The sequence below is a fragment of the Pseudomonas sp. TE24901 genome (genome assembly GCF_054058375.1).
Genome location: NZ_JBSSAF010000008.1, coordinates 1 through 16,870, shown reverse-complemented (window position 1 = coordinate 16,870; position 16,870 = coordinate 1). Strand labels below are relative to the sequence as shown.

Genomic DNA, 16,870 nt, shown 5'->3' with positions numbered 1-16,870 from the left:
ATCGGGAAATTTTTCGCACTTACTGCGAAGAAATGGCGGATTTACGAACAAGTCTATCGTCCAGATGCGCCACCACTCCCTGTGGGAGCCGGGCTTGCCCGCGATGACGGTGGCACTGCTTGCATCTGCATCGCCTGACACTCCGCTATCGCGGGCAAGCCCGGCTCCCACAAGGGTTCGCGGTGGTTTCCGGATCATCGCACCGCTGCGCTTCTGGGCATCCCGATGTCGAGTTCAGACCACTGACACAACGCCCAAGGCCTTAGGGTGGCTCTTTCCATTCCCTGCCCTGGAGACATCATGTCCAAGCCCATCACCGTACTGCGCGACACCCACCCCTTGCCGGTCCTGGATGCCTGCAAATGGGAAAAACTCGAAGGCGACCCGCACACCGTCAACCTCAACGCCTACACCAGCGAAGACGGCAGCAAGATCATGGGCACCTGGATCTGCACCCCGGGCAAGTGGTACGTGGACTACGTGAAGTGGGAATACTGCCACTTCCAGGAAGGCTACTGCATCATCACTCCAGAAGGCCTGGAGCCGATTCACCTGCGGGCTGGGGATATCTTCGTGGTGGAGCCGGGGATGAAGGGGACGTGGGAAGTGGTCGAGACAGTGCGTAAGTATTTTGTGTTTGCCTAAACAACACCTTGTGGCGAGGGAGCTTGCTCCCGCTGGAGTGCGCAGCGCTCCCAGGCTTTTTGGGGCTGCTTCGCAGCCCAGCGGGAGCAAGCTCCCTCGCCACAGTGTTTATTTGGGCTTGCGATAGCTGTTGATGATCGCCGAGAAGTCCTTGCCCCCTTCCCCACGCTGGCTCATCGATTGATACAACTGCTGGGCCACGGCCCCCAGAATCACGGGTTGCTTGGCCTGACGCGCCGCTTCGGTGGCCAAGCCCAAATCCTTGAGCATCAGGTCGGCGCCAAACCCACCGGTGTACCCCCGCGACGACGGCGCCGTTCCAATCACGCCCGGCCATGGGTTGTAGGTGTCTGAACTCCAGCAGCGCCCGGTCGAGCTGTTGATGATCCCCGCCAGCACTTGCGTGTCGATGCCCAGCGCATCGCCCAACGCCATGGCTTCGCTGACGCCGACCATGCTGATCCCCAACAGCAGGTTGTTGCAGATCTTGGCGATTTGCCCGGTGCCCACGTCGCCGCAGTGCACGATGTTGCGGCCCATCTGCGCCAGCACCGGTTGCAGGGTGGCGAACAGTTCCGGGGTGGCGCCGACCATGAAGGTCAACGTCCCAGCGGCAGCGCCGCCGGTGCCGCCGGAGACCGGGGCGTCGGCCACGGCCACACCTTGCTTGGCCGCCACTGTCGCGACGTCACGGATGGTCTGCGGGTCGATGGTGCTGCAATCCACCGCCGGCACCCCTTTGCCGATGCCGGCGAGTACGCCGTCTTCATTCAGCCACACGCTGCGCACATGGGCGGCAGCAGGCAGCATGGTGATCACCAGTTCAGCGCCGGTGGCCGCATCACGCGGTGAGTCGCTGATGGTGCCGCCCAACTCGGCCAGTTCCTTGAGCACCGCCTGGTTCAAGTCGAACAGGTTCAGCGCATGGCCGGCCTTGATCAGGTTGCGGGCCATGGGCGCGCCCATGTTGCCCAAGCCGATAAATGCAATCTTCATGGTCGTCTCCCGGAGTCAGCGCAGGTTGATGGTGGTGTTGACGCCATCGTTGACCGTATCGTCGTCGAACCAGCGGCTGGTGACGGTCTTGGTCTGGGTGTAGAACTGCACCACTTGCTTGCCGTACGGGCCCAGGTCGCCGAGCTTGGAACCACGCGAGCCGGTGAAGCTGAAGAACGGCACCGGCACCGGGATCGGGATGTTGATGCCGACCTGGCCGACATCGATTTCGCTCTGGAACTTACGCGCCGCCGCGCCGCTCTGGGTGAACAGGCCGGTGCCGTTGCCGAACGGGTTGGCGTTGACCAGGGCGATGGCCTCGTCGAGGGTCGCGACTTCAATCACCACCAGCACCGGGCCGAAGATTTCCTGGGTGTAGATCTGCATATCGGTGGTCACGCCCGAGAACAGGGTCGGGCCGACAAAGTTGCCTTGCTCGAAGCCCGGCACCTTGATGTCACGGCCGTCCAGCTCCAGCTTGGCGCCTTCTTTCACGCCGCTTTCGATCAGGTCCAGGATGCGTGCCTTGGCGCGCTTGGAGATCACCGGGCCGACATCCGTGCCCGCTTCGCTGCCGGCATTCACCTTGAGTTTCTGCGCCAGTGCTTTCAGGTCCGGCAACCATTGCTTGGACGCGCCCACCAGCACCACCACCGAAGTGGCCATGCAGCGCTGGCCCGCCGCACCGAAACCGGCGCCGACCAGGGCATTGAGGGTGTGTTCACGGTTGGCATCCGGCAGCACCACGGCGTGGTTCTTGGCGCCCATCATCGATTGCACGCGCTTGCCGTGTTTGCCGGCCAGGTCATACACGTGGGTGCCCACGGCAGTCGAGCCGACGAAGGACACGGCCTTGATGTCTTTGTGAGTGCACAGCGCATCCACCACGTCCTTGCCGCCGTGCACCACGTTGAGCACGCCAGCCGGCACACCGGCTTCCAGCGCCAGCTCCACCAGCAACATCGTCGACAGCGGGTCCTGCTCGGACGGTTTAAGGACGAAGGTGTTACCGCAGGCGATGGCCATCGGGAACATCCACAGCGGGATCATCGCCGGGAAGTTGAATGGGGTGATGCCGGCGCAGACGCCGATCGGTTGGCGCAGGGTGTAGGTGTCGACGCCCCCAGCGACGTTCTCGGCGAACTCGCCCATTTGCAGGGTGCCGATGGAGCAGGCGTGCTCCACCACTTCCAGGCCACGGAAAATATCGCCCTCGGCATCGGCAATGGTCTTGCCCTGCTCAGCGCTGAGGACCACGGCGATGCGTTTGGAATGTTCGCGGATCAAGGCTTGCAGCTTGAGCATGATGCGCATGCGCGCGCCGATTGGCGTCAGCTTCCAAGTCTGGAAGGCGCGATGGGCGGCGTCGATGGCGGCATTGACTTCATCGGCGGTGGCGAAGGGGACTTTGGCCAGCACCTCTTGGGTGGCCGGGTTGACGATGTCGTGCCACTCGGTGGTCTTGGACTCGACCCACTCACCGTTGATCAGCAGCTTGACCTGTTGCACGGAAATATCGGCAGATGCGTTCATGTGGTCTCCAATCTTGTAGTTATGCAGAGACAAGGCGCGTGAATCGCCTTGGAAATGAGGCGTTCGGACTGTTTTTCGAGTATAGATGTGCAAATCTCTAATAAGAACGCACATAAAAGCCGGACCAATATGCAAAAAAACATCACATCCCTGGGCTCCCTGAACTGGGATGACCTGAAGTTTTTCCTCGAAGTGGCCCGCACCCGCAAGGCCAGCGTGGCCGCCAAGCGCCTGGCGGTGGACTACACCACGGTGTCGCGGCGCATCAGTTCACTGGAAGTGTCCCTCGGCACCCTGCTGTTCGAAAAATCCCGGACCAATGGCTTCGTCCTCACCACCGAGGGCCAGCGTTTGCTGGGTTACGCCGAGTCCATCGAAAGCACTTTGCACATGGCCTGCGAGCAAGTCTCCGGCTCCGGTGTGGCGCTGTCCGGCCATGTGCGCATGGGCTGCACCGAAGGGTTCGGCAGCTTCTTCGTCACCCCGCAGTTGAGCCACTTCGTCGACACCTACCCGGCCATCTCGGTGGACATCCTGCCCCTGCCCCACTTCATCAGCCTGTCCAAGCGCGAAGCCGACATCGTCATCGCCCTGGAACGCCCGGAACATGGGCCCTATGTGTGCTGCAAACTGTGCGACTACAAGTTGCAGCTGTACGCGACCCAGGAATACCTGGACCAGCACCCGCCCATCCGTAAACCGGCGGATTTGGCCGAGCATCCGTTTATCAGCTATGTGGATGATTTGGCGTTCAGCTCGGAGTTGCTCTACCTGGCCAACGTGGTGCCCGGCGCCAGCGCGAGTTTGCGCAGCACCAGCGTGATCGCGCAGTACGTGGCGGCGCAGCAGGGGCGGTCGATGGCAATATTGCCGTGCTTTCTGGCGGCGCAGGATCCGCGCTTGTTACCGGTGCTGGGGGAGCAGATTGCGATCACACGACAGTTCTGGATGTACTGCCGGGAGGATCTGAGGAAGTTGAAGCGGATTACGTTGTTGTGGGACTACATCAGGGAAGTGACGGAGCAGAATCAGGGGTTGTTGATGGGGGAGACGCGGGAGATCCGGTTCGCGGATTAAAGGGCCATCAACGATGATTCGCTTTAAATTGCAGGACGTTTCCTAGAGACTCTCTACCCCATTGCGCCTTACCGTTGGGGTCACTAGCCTCCTGACTTCGCTGCTCATCAGCGATCGGGTTTAGCGACTCGGATTAGTTGGGATGTGATGCCAAAGTATTGCCAGGCTGTTTACCTGTCTTTACCGTTTTATGGCGGCTGTACGCGGGAGACCTTCGGGTCTGCCGGGTTCCCAAATTTACCGGTTCGCTAACCCGTGTACAGCTGCCACCTCTTCATGTTTAGCGACATGCCGTGGTGACCCCTACTGCAAATTTGGGAAACATCATGTCAAAAATCGTCCCCGATCCCCCGCTTTCCTCCATCACCACCCTCGGCGTAGTCACCTTCGGCGACTACGGCGAAAACGAAAAACCGCTGTTTCGCGTCAACGCCGGCATGCCAATAGAGGAAGCGTTAGAGCACGCCTCCACCCTGCTTTTCTACTCCAAGAAACTCGCAATGGACGCCGCCATGGATGTGCGTGGCGAGCAATACGCGTGGGCCGCGCATTACCTGTGTGAGATGGGCAAGGCCGTGGTGGATGACTTGACGCAGGCGATGACACCGGGCCGTTAAGCGAACAAGGTCTCAAGCACACCGCAAAACCCACTGTGGGAGCTGGCTTGCCTGCGATGGCAGTGTGTCAGTCAGGACATCCAGTACTGAGACACCGCTATCGCAGGCAAGCCAGCTCCCACAGTTGATTGGGTTTCACATTGAGATTGGGGGGACGGGTTCAGTCCGCAATCACCACAATCGATACCCGGCGATTTTCGGTGCGCCCCGCTGCCGTGGTGTTCGGCGCGACCGGTTCGCTGCTGCCCAGGCCGCGCAGTTGGATGTTTTCTTCTTTCATCCCGACACCTTGCAGCACCGTGGCCACGCTTTTGGCGCGGCGCAGGGACAGTTGCTGGTTGTAGGTTTCCTTACCCGAGGCATCGGTATGGCCGTCGACGCGCACGCGTTCGATACCGACGCCCAGCAGGGCCTTGCCGATGCGTTGGACGATGTCGGTACTGGGCTGGTTGAGGGTTTCGACGTCGCTGCCGAACAGTACTTTGCCGGACAGGCCGAATGCCCAGCCTTCGTCAGTGAGTTCGAAACCTTGCTGCTTGAGGACGGCGACCTGGGCCGGGGTCAGGCCTTTTGGGGGGGCTGTCTGGCATCCACCGAGGGCAAGGAATGCCACCAGCAAGGTGATAAACATAAATCGTGCAGTCGAGAACAAGGGATCAACTCCTGTGTTGAACGTTGACGACGGGGCTCTCCGACTCCGCCGTTTGCTGGCCACCGGACGATAAACGCTTGGCCTGGTACATCGCCGCGTCGGCGGCATTGAGCAGGGTGCCGGGAGTGGCGCCATGATCGGGGTAGAGGGCAATGCCGATACTGAGTGAGGTCAACACCTGGGTGTTGCCGGGCACCGGGATCGGCTGGTCCATGCTGGCAATGATTTTGTCGGCGATGCGCTGGGCATCTTCCACGTTGTGCAAGGGCGCCAGCAAGATGGCGAACTCATCACCGCCCAGGCGCGCCACCAGGTCATCTTCGCGCAGCTGGGCGCGCACACGGTCCGCCACGGCCACCAGCACCGCATCGCCTGCGGCGTGGCCAAAGCTGTCGTTGATTTCTTTGAAACGGTCGCTGTCGAGGTACAACACCGCCACCCGTTCCTTGGCCTTGGCCGCGCTGCGCAGGGCACGAATCAGGCGCCCTTCGAAGAACGCACGGTTGGGCAGGCCGGTGAGGCTGTCGTGATTGGCCTGGTGGGCGAGGGATTCGTTTTCACTTTGCAGGTGGCTTTGCCAGGCTTCCATCTCGCCGAGCAACGCGTTGAAGTCACTGCCCAGGCTGTCGAGTTCGGCAATTCGCGCCGGAGGCACGCGGCGGTCGAAGTCGCGCTCGCTGCGGGCGGCGTGGGCCACGGAGGCGAGACTCTGCAGGGGGCCGGTGATGCCACGCAACAGGCGTCGGGCCAGGTGCAAGGCGACCCAGGCGCTCAGGGCGGTGCAAATCAGGATCCCGGCCAGGCCGCTGAGCAAAAAGCGCAGCAAGCTGCCGCCATGGCCGGTCAGGTGAATACTGCCGATGGTTCGCCCTTGGTGCAGGATCGGTTGGTTGATGGGTTGTTCGAGCAGCGTATGGGCCAGCGCCAGTTCGACACGCGAGAGCATGCCGGTTTCCGGTCGGGTCCATTGCGCGAGCACCTTGCCATTCACGTCCTGCACTTGGGCCTCGGCGACCTCTTCAGTGGACGCAATCAGGCTGAGGGCCTCCGTGGCCGCAGCGCTGTCATTGAACACCACCGCTGCCTCCACGGTGTAGTTGATGGAGCGCGCGATCAGGTGCAGGTTGTGCTCGGCGTACACCCGCAGCGCCAGCACGCCGAGCAGGGTCAGGGAGACACTCGCCAGCGTCACCGCCACCAGCGCCAGGATCAAATGCCCTCGGCCAATGACGGAGCGCAGGGTTGGCCGCGCTTTTTCAAGGCTCATGGCGCAGGCGCCCGACGACGAGACAGTTGCAGCACGCTGGGGTGGATTCGCACACCGCTGCGAGCGACGGAATCGAGGTTGACCTCGAACGACACCTGGTCATCCGCCACGCGCAGGCAGAACAGGCTGCCCACGGTGCATTGGTCGCCGCCTTCGCTGATGCTGAGCACCGGGTGGCCGATCAACGAGGTAAACAAGCGGCCACGCTCATCGGCGGTGAGCTTGCCGATGTACACCGCGTCACAGGCGTTGACGATATCGGGATGATCCGCCAGCAGGCGTTGCACCACCACCGGTCGGCCGGTGGCCTGGGTGGTGCCTTTGACCAGGTCGTCGGTGTATTGGGTCGGCCCGATGATGCACAGGCGCAATTGCGCAGGCTCCACCGGCCAGCGGGCATAACTGAGGATGCCAAGCACCACTTGGGTGACCGCCTGGGCACGCTGGTCAGCCAGGCTGGCCGGGGCAGGCGACTGGGCAAATACCCGGGGCGCGAGCAGGCACAGAACCGCCACCAGTAACATGCGTCTCCAGCTCAAACTGCGCTCTGCGGGCGAGACAGCCACGTTCATGCAGCAATTCTCTCAGGTGTTTTCAAGGTGATGCCGCAACGATAGCACAGCGGCGGAAAACCCCGCGAAGAGTAGGTCTTCACGGGGCGCGCTATTTTTTCAGAAAAATCAGACGACTGAATCAGAAATATTGCGTGACCTGTCAGTCAATTTTTTCAGCGGCATGATCCAGCTCAAGCATCAGCCCGCTCAAACGCTTGACCTTGCGTCGCACTGCCTCCTCGAACACACCGCCACGGGGCTCGATCAGGCTGAACCAACGCTTGGCCCGGGTGATACCGGTGTAGATCAGCTCCTTGGTTAGTACCGGGTTCAGTGCGTCCGGCAGGATCAAGGCGGTGTGGGTGAACTCCGAGCCCTGGGATTTGTGCACGGTCATGGCGTATACGGTTTCCACGTCGTTGAGCCGGCTGGGCAGCACAAAGCGCACACCGCCCTGGCCGTCGTTGCGCGGGAAGGCCACACGCAGCACCTGGGGGCCGCCATCGCTTTCGGGCAATTTCAAAGCAATGCCGATGTCACCGTTCATCAGGCCCAGGCCGTAATCGTTGCGGGTCATCAATACCGGGCGACCTTCGTACCATTGATCATCGCCTTCGATCAGCCGCACTTTGCGCAGGGCCGCCGTGATACGCAGGTTGAGACCTTCGACGCCCCACGGCCCCTTGCGCACGGCACAGAGCAATTGGAAGGCGTCGAAAGCCTCGAGCAACTGTTGCGCCCAGTGGGTCCACGCCGCGTTTTCGCGCGGCGTATCAAGGGGCGGTCGGGCGCTTTGCAGCAGATTGAGGTAATAACGATACCCCTGGGCGCCTTCGCCCTGCCCGTCCAGCACCAGGCGCTCCAATGCGTGGTCGTGCTCGCCTTTGAGGCTGAGGCAGAACAGGTCGGCGTGACTGCGTGCCGCCAGGAGCTTGCGAGCCTCTTCGGCATTTTGCTGGTTGACCCAACGCGCCAGTTGCCCGATGCCGCTGCCTTCGCCAAATCGCCGCGAATAACGCAGCATCACCACCTGTTGCGCCAACGGGTGACTGCCGTCGAGGTCTTCTTGCAGGCCGCTGGCGCTGAGGTCTTCGCCGCTGACCGCTTGCAGCCAATGCCGCGTGTGAGGGCTGTACCAGCCAGCCTCGGCATCGCGGCACAGATCGCCGAGTACCGCGCCCGCCTCGACCGAGGCGAGTTGGTCTTTGTCCCCCAGCAATACCAGACGTGCGTGGGGCGGCAAGGCGTCCAGCAAGTTGGCCATCATTTCCAGGTCGATCATCGAGGCTTCGTCCACCACCAGCACATCCAGGGGCAGCGGGTTACCGACGTGATGACGGAAGTGCCGCGTGCCCGGGCGGCTGCCCAGCAAGCGGTGAACGGTGGTGACCTGGGTCGGGATTTTTTCCTTCACGCTGTCCGGCACTTTCAGCGACAGCACCTGCTGGCTGATGGATTCGGTAAGGCGTGCCGCGGCTTTACCGGTGGGGGCGGCCAGACGGATGCGCAGCGGGCTGCCGGTTTCCACAGCCGGGGCCTGCAACAGCGCGAGCAGGCGCACCACGGTGGTGGTCTTGCCGGTGCCGGGGCCGCCGGTGACGATGCTGAAAGCGCCTCGAGTGGCCAGGGCACAGGCCAGTTTCTGCCAGTCGATCACACCGTCAGGCGGGGGCTGATCGAACAGGCCATTGAGTCGCTGGGGCAAGTCGGCGCTGACGGTTTCCTGGGTCGCCAGTCGCAGGCGCAGAGCCGTGTCGATGCGCCGCTCGTAGGTCCAGTAGCGGCGCAGATACAGGCGTTTTCCCGACAGGACCAAGGGCCGGCTTTGGGCGGCTTCGCTGCCATCGACGGCCAGGGCGACTAAGTGGCTGGCAGCCAGCGCATGGCACCAATGAGCACCGTCCAACCCGTCGAGCAGTTGCGACGGCAACAGCATGGCGCCGGTTTGCAGGTCGCCTTCGGGCGGCAGGGACAGGGCAAAGTCGGGGGCCTTGAGGGTTTCGAACAGGTCGAGGCAGACGTGACCGTGGCCCAACTGGTGGCTGGTCAAGGCCGCCGCCAGCAGCACCAACGGGTCGGCCTGTGGGTCGAGTTCGTGCAGGAAACCGACGAACGCTTTGTCCAAGGCACGCAGCCAGCCACGATCAACCCATCGCTCCAGCAGTTGCACCAGGTCACCCGCTCGGCTGAGGGGCTTGAGCGCTTCAAGCGGTAGCGGCGAAAGGCTCATAGCAGCACTCCTTGTTCCCAGGCGGGCTCGGCCTTGGGCGGGATGGATTTGCCCTGGAACATCAGGTCCAGACCTTCGATCAACGCCCGTGGTGGCCGGGTGAAATAAGCGCCTTGGCTGGCGGACTGAGTACCGCGCAGAAATACATACAACGCACCGCCCACATGGCGCTCGTAGTCGTAGTTCGGCAGGCGCGCCTTCAGTTGTCGGTGCAGGGCCAGCAGGTAAAGTACGTACTGCAGGTCGTACCGATGGTCGAGAATCGACTGTTCCATAGCCTCATGGGTGTAGGCCGAATCGTCAGGGCCGAGCCAGTTGGATTTGTAATCGGCCACGTAATAGCGGCCGTCGTGTTCGAAGGTCAGGTCGATAAACCCCTTGAACATGCCGTTGAGCAACACCGGTTCGGCGGCGACGCGAGAGACGCCCCCGTGGGTGTACTGGCACACCAGTTTGTCGAGGGCGAGCACGTCGACTTTGTGGCTGGCGAACCAGAACTCCATTTCGATCTGGTACTGCGTGAGGCCGCTGAGGGTGATGTGGCCGTTATCCACCGGCAACGGTGTTTGCAGCAGGTGGCCCAGCCAACTGCTCAAGGTGACGATCCAGCCTTCCCAGTTACGGCGGTTGCAGCGGGCGCCCACGGCTTTTTCGATAGCTACCGGGGTGACGTTGAAGCCCTCCTCACCCGCCCATTCCAACAGGCCGTGGAGGAACGTGCCTGGGTTCGGCCCTCGTGGGAAACGGTGAATGTCACCGCCAGACGCAGCCACTTCGCGCGGTGCGTCGGGGTCCAGGCGCTCGTCATCGAACAGCTTCTGGGCCTGAGGGTTTTCCGGTGCTTCGAGGCTGGCGGCGCTCATGCTGTCGCCAATACGCAGCGCGCTGTAGGACGCTATCCACCAGTTCTCCGCCGCCTTGCGTTTGGGCAGCAAGGGTGCGAGCAAGGTGGCTTCATTTTTGGGTGGATGGAACAGGGTGCTGGTGACTTCGGGCACCGGGCCATAGTGGATGGCCTGGCAGCCTTCCTGAAGATCCAGCAGCCAACGTGCAAGGCCAGCGGACTCGCCCAGCGAGGCTCCCGCACCCAGTAGATAACCGAGTGCCGAAAGGTGCAGCACGGAGCTGCTGTTGTTGCCGCGCTTGAGGTCGGCGATGCCGAGCCAGCACGCATGCTTGGCGCGGGTCAGCGCCACGTAGAACAAGCGCAGGTCTTCGGCGAGGCGCTCGTCATCGGCTTGGGCGATCAGCTCGACGGTTGGGCGCAGGCTGACCTGGGATTTACCGTTTTCATCATGGTAGTGAAGTGGCAAGCGGCTGCCGTCGACCGGCTTGGCCGAACAGATGAAGGGCAGGAAAACCAGGTCGTACTCCAGGCCCTTGGACTTGTGAATGGTCACCACCTTGACCAGTTGCTCATCGCTTTCCAGGCGCAGGATCTGCTCTTCACCGGCTTGCCCGGAGAGTGCCAGGTGCTCGGCCAGGTGGCGGATCAGCGCCTGTTCACCGTCCAGTTCCGATGCAGCCTGTTGCAACAGTTCACTGAGATGCAGCAGGTTGGTCAGCACGCGCTCGCCGTCACTGCGGGCGATCAGGGTTTGTGGCAGTTGGAAGTCATGGAGCAGGCGTCGCAACATTGGCAGCACGCCTTGGGTGCGCCAGATCGCACGGTAACCTCGGAACTGCATGACGCGGGTTTCCCACGCCAGTTCGTCTTGATTCAGGCGCTCCAGTTCCGGCAACGAAAGGTTCAGGGTGACGCAGGCCAAGGCGGCACGCAGGGGGCGCTCGACATCCGGCTTGGCGCAGGCCTTGAGCCACGCGAGCAGGTCATGGGCTTCCTGGGCGGCAAAGACGGAGTCTTTATCCGACAAGTAAACGCTGCGCACGCCCCGGGCGGCCAACTCGGCCCGCACCGCCTGGGCCTCCTTGCCATCACGAACCAGGATGGCGATATCCGATGGAAGCACGCCCTTGAAGCTCGCGTCCGGCTGCAGGAAACCCGCCGTACCTTGCTGCCCGCCATTGAGCAACTCAACAATTTGCGTGGCACAGGCCGCTGCCAGTTGCTGGCGATAAACCACGTTGGATATCGGCTGGTCGGTGGACAAGTGCCAGAGGTTCATGGCGGGCAGCGTATGCCCGTCCACTTGCAGCTGTTCCTTGCGGCCCTGGGACAGCACCGACTGGAACGGCACCGGGTTTTCGCCATCCGGCTGACGGAACAGGAAAGCGCCACGGCCGGTTTCCGCACGTTGGAACACATGGTTGACCGCCTCGACCATCGCGTGGCTGGAGCGGAAGTTGGTGCCCAGGGTGTGGTGGCGACCGGTGGTGGACTGGCGCGCGCGCAGGTAGGTGTAGATGTCGGCACCGCGGAAAGCGTAGATCGCTTGCTTGGGGTCGCCGATCAGGAACAGGCCGCTGTCGAGGTGGTTTTCTTCGATGCGGTAGATGCTGTCGAAGATGCTGTATTGCACCGGGTCCGTGTCCTGGAACTCATCGATCAGCGCCACCGGGAACTGTTCGCGAATCACACTGGCCAGGCGCTCACCGCCGTCGGCTTGCAGGGCGGCATTGAGGCGGATGAGCATGTCGTCGAAGCCCATTTCGGCACGACGGCGTTTTTCGTCCTCAAAGCGTTTGCCGACCCAACCAGCGGCGTGTTGCAACACGGCGGCGTCAGGGTTTGGCAGCGCGTCGAGAGCAGCCTTGAGGCCGGCCATGGCGTCGATGCCGGGGTGATGCGGTGGCTCACCTTTCCAGGCTTCGGCCATGCCGTCGGGCGTAAGGCGGGTGAAACCGGTACCGATGTCCAGTTGTTCCAGGGTTTCGTCAGCGGCCCAGGCACTGATTTTTTCGAACCAGGGCTCGAAGTAGCGGGCTTGCATCTTGCGGCCATCGACGGCTTTGGCGGCCACGGCTTGCAGGCAGATGTCGCGCAGCTCGGCGGCCCATTGTTGCCAGGGGGCCTTGATTTGTATCAGCGCCTCACGGCGCTCCTGCAGGCAGGCGTTGATCAACTCGGCAGGGTCGCGGGTTTCGTCGGTGGGCCGTTCGCTGCCGAACAGTGCGCGCACTCGCGGCATCAATGCGGCAGGGCCGCCCCAGTTATTGCGCACCCAGTTGAGCGCGTCGTCGTGCATGGGGTAGCAGAACAGCCGCCAGTAGTCGCGCAGGACTTCGCCGAGCAGGTCGCTGTGGTCGGTTTCCAGGGTCTGGGTGAACAGGCTGCCGCTGTCGAAGGCGTGTTCGCGCAGCATGCGCTGGCACCAACTGTGGATCGTGGAGACAGCGGCTTCGTCCATCCATTGGGCTGCGATGTCCAATCGGTTAGCGCAGGCGGGCCATTGTTCCGGTGGGTATTGATCACGCAAGTCGGCGATCAAGGTGTCCGGCTGCGGGATTTCGTCACGGAAGAAGCGCGCGGCCTCGGACAGACGGATGCGGATGCGCTCACGCAGCTCCTTGGTGGCCGCGTCGGTGAAGGTCACCACCAGGATTTGCGGTGGCAGCAGTTCGCGGCCAAAGCCTGACTCATCACCACCGTGCCCGAGCACAAGGCGCAGATAGAGGGCGGAGATAGTGAAGGTCTTGCCGGTGCCGGCGCTGGCTTCAATCAGCTGGCTGCCTTTGAGCGGGAAGGCCAGGGCCAAGGGTTTGCTGCTCATGCGCCGGCCTCCTCGCCTGTCAGTGATCGCCATGGAGCGTTGAGCAGGGGGCGATATAGGGTTTCGCACCAACCTTCGAACTCTTCACTCGCCATCAGGGTGGCGAAGTCGGGGAACTGTCGCGTGAGCGCTGGGGTTTCACGGCGTTCACCATCGGTTGTGAGGCCGTCGCCCTCGTAGGCTTTACTCGCTGCTGCCAGGGCTTTTACAGGATCGGTTTGGCCGAGCCAGGCGAAGGCGGTTTTAACGGCGACAGGCAGCGGTTTGCTCATGCCGGTATGCCAGGCCAGCAGCAGGTGGCCGAGGATTTCCTGGGCGGCAGGTTTATCCAGAGGTGACAGCAGCAAAGTGTCATCGCTGGCCACCAAGCCGGTACTCAACGGCAGCCCGCAGGCGCAGGCAACCACGTGATTGACCCAGGGACGGATCAGGCGATGCCATTTGCGTGATTTGATCGAGCCGATGCTGTTGGGGATGGTGGTGACACTCAACAAGCCACCATCACTGCGCCGGTGCAGGCCACTGATCCAGCCGTCAAGTTGAATGCCTTGATGCTCAAAATTGATCGGTTCCGCGCCAGTGTGAGGCGTCGGCCAGAGGGCGAGTAATTGTTGGTAACGTTGCAGCAAGTCAGGCAACGGCTCGATCAGCTCGTTACGCAAACATTCGCCAAAGCCGACCATGGGCAACAGGCCGCTGCCTTGCAAGCGCAGGGCCTGCGCGCTTAGGGCTTGGTCGAGATGGTCGGGCTGCGTCAGTGCGGCATTCAGCAGGCTGTCGCTGAGGCTGTAGCGTTGCAGCGCGTCGAGTACGAAGGGTTCTTCGTCTGCCAGCGGCACTTCAGCGGCCTCAAAGAAAACTTTCAGACGCTGGCTGAAGAAGTGTTTGACCGGGTTGCGCAGGAAGTCCTGCAACTGACCGAGGGTCAGGGGTTCTTCCTGCTCGTGTTGTGTGAGCCCTTCTTCTTCAAGCCTGGTAACCGGTGCTTCGTGGAGCAACTGCCATTCACGGGCGTAGCTGAACAGTGGGTCACCTTCGTGGAAATAGCGCGCGCTGAAGGGTTGGAGTGGGTGTTCCTGGGTCATGGCGTCCAACAGGAGTTCGTCTGTGTTTGCGTTGTGCCAGCCACTGGCGAGGTGGTCACGCAATTGACCGATCAGCACGGAGGCTGGGCGGTCACTGTTGTCGCGGATGCTGCGGCCCACCCAGCTGATGTACAACTGGTCTCGGGCTGACAACAGGGCTTCGAGTAGCAGGTAACGGTCGTCTTCACGGCGTGAACGGTCGCCAGGACGGTAATCACTGCCCATGAGGTCGAAGTCCAAGGGTGGCTGGGCGCGCGGGTAGTCGCCGTCGTTCATGCCGAGCAGGCATACGAGCCTGAACGGGATCGCACGCATAGGCATCAAGGTGCAAAAATTGACAGCTCCAGCGAGGAAGCGTTGGGACAGGCGACCTTGATCCAGTCCGGCCAGCCAGGCTTCACGGACGACGGTGAGCGGCAACTCATCCTGCAAGCCGACGGACTCACAGGTTTCCAACCAGGTCTCTCGCAGTTGCTCGAGTTGGCCCAGCAAGTAGTCGTCGTGTTCACTGCTCGGCAGGAAGAACAGTTGCATCAAGCGTTGCAGTCGCTCGCCCCATTGTTGAGGGGCGGCTGGTTGGGACAGCGCTTGGTGCGCGTCATTCAATGCATCGAGCAGGGCGACCAAGGGACCGATAAGGGCAGCGTCAAGGCCACCAATTTCGTCGTAGGGCTCGATACCGTGACACGCAGCGCCGGAGCCGACCGCGTAACCCAGCAACATGCGGCGCAGGCCGAACCGCCAACTGTTTTGCTCCAGCTCATCCGGCAGGCCGAGACCCGCGCGTTGTTCGGCATTGAGCCCCCAGCGGATGCCGGCGCCTTCGATCCAGCGATGCAGTGTGGGCAGGTCGCGTTCCTTGATCGCGAAGCGCTCGCGCAGGGCGGGCACGTCAAGCAAGTCGAGGATTTCGCTGACGGGGAAGCGGCTGTCGGGGAGTTTGAGCAGGTGTTCGACAGCGATCAGCAGAGGGTCGCGGCCGCGTTGGCCTTGGTCGGTGAGGGTAAAGGGAATGAAACGGGGGTCGCTTTTTTCCAGTTGGCCGAACACTGCGCGAATATGCGGTGCGTAGCTGTCGACGTCGGGGACCATGACGATGATGTCCCGGGGGCGCAGCGTGGGGTCTGCGCTGAAGCGCTGGAGCAATTGGTCGTGGAGGATTTCCACTTCGCGCTGGGCGCTGTGGGAAATGTGGAAGCGGATTGAGGTGTCGTGTTCCAGGTCCACGGCGGGCCATAGCTCGCGGGTTTCGTTGAGCGGGCGCAGTTCGAGGATGTCGTCCTGGAGCTGGTTGAGCAGCGTGGTGGGCTGGCTGTCGCTGAACAGGTCGATGCGCCCATCGCGGAAGGCAGCGCGGTAGCTGTTGGGGTCGTCGTAGCTGTCCAGCAGGCTGATGTAGTCGCGACCTTGTTTGCCCCAGGCTGCCAGCAGTGGATGGGCGTGCTGGTGCAAGGTTTGTGGGTCGATGGTGACCGGCATTCCGGCTTTACGAGCTTGGCGCTTGTATTCGTTACGCAGCAGGTCTTTGTCGGCGACGATGTCAGACCAGTGGTGACGGCAAGGGTTGTGCACGCACAACAAGACTTGGCTGAAGCGTGCCAGGCCGGCGAGAGCTTCCAACGCTTGCGCGGGCAAAGATGAGATGCCGAACACAATCACCCGGGATGGCAAGCCTGCCGGAGCTTTTTCAAGGCTGTTGATGCGTTCGATAAAACGCTGGTGAACACCGGCGCGGCTTTCGGCCATGCCCTCTTCTCCTACGTCCAACAGCAGCGCGCGCCATAGCTCGGCTTGCCAGCAGTTGGCGGGGTTGAGTGGCTTGGGCTCGCCTCTGGCGCTACGCAATTGGTGGCGGCCGGCTGCCCAGTCCTCCAGCCAGTCGGCACGATAGACCTGGTATTGATCGAACAGGTCAGCCAGACGCTCGGCGAGTTGGTAGCGTTTGCGCAGGTCAGTGTCGTGGGTGAGGAAACGCTGCAATGGTTCAAAGTGCGGTTGATTGATGAGCTCTGGAAGCAGCCGCATGAGGCGCCAGGTCAGCGGCGCTTTATCGAGCAGAGACTTGGGCGGGATTTCATCCTTGCCCAAGACCATGCGATAGAGCTGCCACATGAAACTACCGGGTAGCTGCACGTCAATTGCAGCAGCGATGCCACAACCGCCCATGTCGTCGTCTTCCGGATCTTCAGCCAGGGCCAGTTTGAGCCACTGTGCGATACCGTTGCTTTGTACCAAGGCAATTTCGTTTTCCAGGGGCGCCAGTGGATAGCGGCGCATCCAACTGACCACCAGGCTGCGCAGTTCGTCCAGGCGGTTGCCGTGAACCACCATGAATCCAGCGCTGAGGGACGTTGCATCCGGCATAACGGCTTCCTTGGGAAAAGCAAAATCGAGGGTGCGACTTTAGCACTGTGGGGAGTTGTTGGCGGAGTTGGGATGTTAGCTGGCTTTTCGACCGCCCAAAACAAAACCCCATCTGCTTTCGCAAATGGGGTTTCGGAATTTAATCTTGACGATGACCTACTCTCACATGGGGAAACCCC

General features: G+C 62.0%; 11 protein-coding genes. 3 read left to right on the top strand and 8 right to left on the bottom strand.

Annotation, left to right across the window (positions count from 1 at the left end):
- The first annotated feature begins 300 nt into the window (after positions 1-300).
- Positions 301-645 (top strand): cupin domain-containing protein, encoded by a 345-nt coding sequence (locus tag ACVWVP_RS17020; protein WP_010206533.1) that lies wholly within the window; start codon positions 301-303, stop codon positions 643-645.
- A 108-nt stretch (positions 646-753) separates the two neighbouring features.
- Here ACVWVP_RS17020 and mmsB read toward each other — a convergent pair whose 3' ends face one another.
- On the bottom strand, positions 754-1,641 hold the full coding sequence (gene mmsB, locus ACVWVP_RS17015; protein WP_457407298.1) for a 3-hydroxyisobutyrate dehydrogenase: 888 nt from the start codon (positions 1,639-1,641) through the stop codon (positions 754-756).
- Positions 1,642-1,656: 15 nt separating this feature from the next.
- A complete protein-coding gene (locus ACVWVP_RS17010; RefSeq protein WP_259174777.1) occupies positions 1,657-3,174 on the bottom strand; it encodes a CoA-acylating methylmalonate-semialdehyde dehydrogenase in 1,518 nt (505 codons plus the stop codon).
- A 129-nt stretch (positions 3,175-3,303) separates the two neighbouring features.
- Between ACVWVP_RS17010 and ACVWVP_RS17005 the strand changes: the two genes are divergently transcribed.
- Positions 3,304-4,251, top strand: a complete 948-nt coding sequence (locus ACVWVP_RS17005) for a LysR family transcriptional regulator (RefSeq protein WP_259174779.1) — start codon at positions 3,304-3,306, stop codon at positions 4,249-4,251.
- A gap of 326 nt (positions 4,252-4,577) precedes the next feature.
- The gene (locus ACVWVP_RS17000) at positions 4,578-4,868 is read left to right on the top strand and encodes a DUF3077 domain-containing protein (RefSeq protein ID WP_259174780.1); all 291 of its coding nucleotides are present in this window, start codon (positions 4,578-4,580) and stop codon (positions 4,866-4,868) included.
- Between the two features lie 160 nt (positions 4,869-5,028).
- Here ACVWVP_RS17000 and ACVWVP_RS16995 read toward each other — a convergent pair whose 3' ends face one another.
- The 6 genes from ACVWVP_RS16995 to recC form a co-directional block, all read right to left on the bottom strand.
- Positions 5,029-5,520 carry an OmpA family protein gene (locus ACVWVP_RS16995; protein ID WP_259174781.1) on the bottom strand — a complete coding sequence of 164 codons (492 nt, stop codon included), beginning with the start codon at positions 5,518-5,520 and terminating at the stop codon, positions 5,029-5,031.
- A 4-nt stretch (positions 5,521-5,524) separates the two neighbouring features.
- The gene (locus ACVWVP_RS16990; RefSeq protein ID WP_457407294.1) at positions 5,525-6,787 is read right to left on the bottom strand and encodes a diguanylate cyclase domain-containing protein; all 1,263 of its coding nucleotides are present in this window, start codon (positions 6,785-6,787) and stop codon (positions 5,525-5,527) included.
- Entirely contained in the window at positions 6,784-7,359 is a 576-nt protein-coding gene (locus ACVWVP_RS16985) for a YfiR family protein (RefSeq protein ID WP_178923543.1), read from the bottom strand. The genes ACVWVP_RS16990 and ACVWVP_RS16985 overlap by 4 nt, the downstream gene beginning before the upstream one ends.
- Positions 7,360-7,501: 142 nt before the next feature.
- Positions 7,502-9,571: an exodeoxyribonuclease V subunit alpha gene (gene recD, locus ACVWVP_RS16980; RefSeq protein ID WP_457407291.1), complete on the bottom strand. Its 2,070-nt coding sequence runs from the start codon at positions 9,569-9,571 to the stop codon at positions 7,502-7,504.
- Positions 9,568-13,242 (bottom strand): exodeoxyribonuclease V subunit beta, encoded by a 3,675-nt coding sequence (gene recB / locus ACVWVP_RS16975; RefSeq protein WP_457407289.1) that lies wholly within the window; start codon positions 13,240-13,242, stop codon positions 9,568-9,570. Before recB ends, recD begins: the two co-directional genes overlap by 4 nt.
- Positions 13,239-16,691, bottom strand: a complete 3,453-nt coding sequence (gene recC, locus ACVWVP_RS16970; protein WP_457407288.1) for an exodeoxyribonuclease V subunit gamma — start codon at positions 16,689-16,691, stop codon at positions 13,239-13,241. Before recC ends, recB begins: the two co-directional genes overlap by 4 nt.
- Positions 16,692-16,870 lie beyond the last annotated feature (179 nt).

Excerpts from the sequence above, each read along its gene's own strand:
- recC (WP_457407288.1), bottom strand. The coding sequence starts at position 16,691 with ATGCCGGATGCAACGTCCCTCAGCGCTGGATTCATGGTGGTTCACGGC.
- recB (WP_457407289.1), bottom strand. The coding sequence starts at position 13,242 with ATGAGCAGCAAACCCTTGGCCCTGGCCTTCCCGCTCAAAGGCAGCCAG.
- recD (WP_457407291.1), bottom strand. The coding sequence starts at position 9,571 with ATGAGCCTTTCGCCGCTACCGCTTGAAGCGCTCAAGCCCCTCAGCCGA.
- mmsB (WP_457407298.1), bottom strand. The coding sequence starts at position 1,641 with ATGAAGATTGCATTTATCGGCTTGGGCAACATGGGCGCGCCCATGGCC.
- ACVWVP_RS16985 (WP_178923543.1), bottom strand. The coding sequence starts at position 7,359 with ATGAACGTGGCTGTCTCGCCCGCAGAGCGCAGTTTGAGCTGGAGACGC.
- ACVWVP_RS17000 (WP_259174780.1), top strand. The coding sequence starts at position 4,578 with ATGTCAAAAATCGTCCCCGATCCCCCGCTTTCCTCCATCACCACCCTC.
- ACVWVP_RS16990 (WP_457407294.1), bottom strand. The coding sequence starts at position 6,787 with ATGAGCCTTGAAAAAGCGCGGCCAACCCTGCGCTCCGTCATTGGCCGA.
- ACVWVP_RS17010 (WP_259174777.1), bottom strand. The coding sequence starts at position 3,174 with ATGAACGCATCTGCCGATATTTCCGTGCAACAGGTCAAGCTGCTGATC.
- ACVWVP_RS17005 (WP_259174779.1), top strand. The coding sequence starts at position 3,304 with ATGCAAAAAAACATCACATCCCTGGGCTCCCTGAACTGGGATGACCTG.
- ACVWVP_RS17020 (WP_010206533.1), top strand. The coding sequence starts at position 301 with ATGTCCAAGCCCATCACCGTACTGCGCGACACCCACCCCTTGCCGGTC.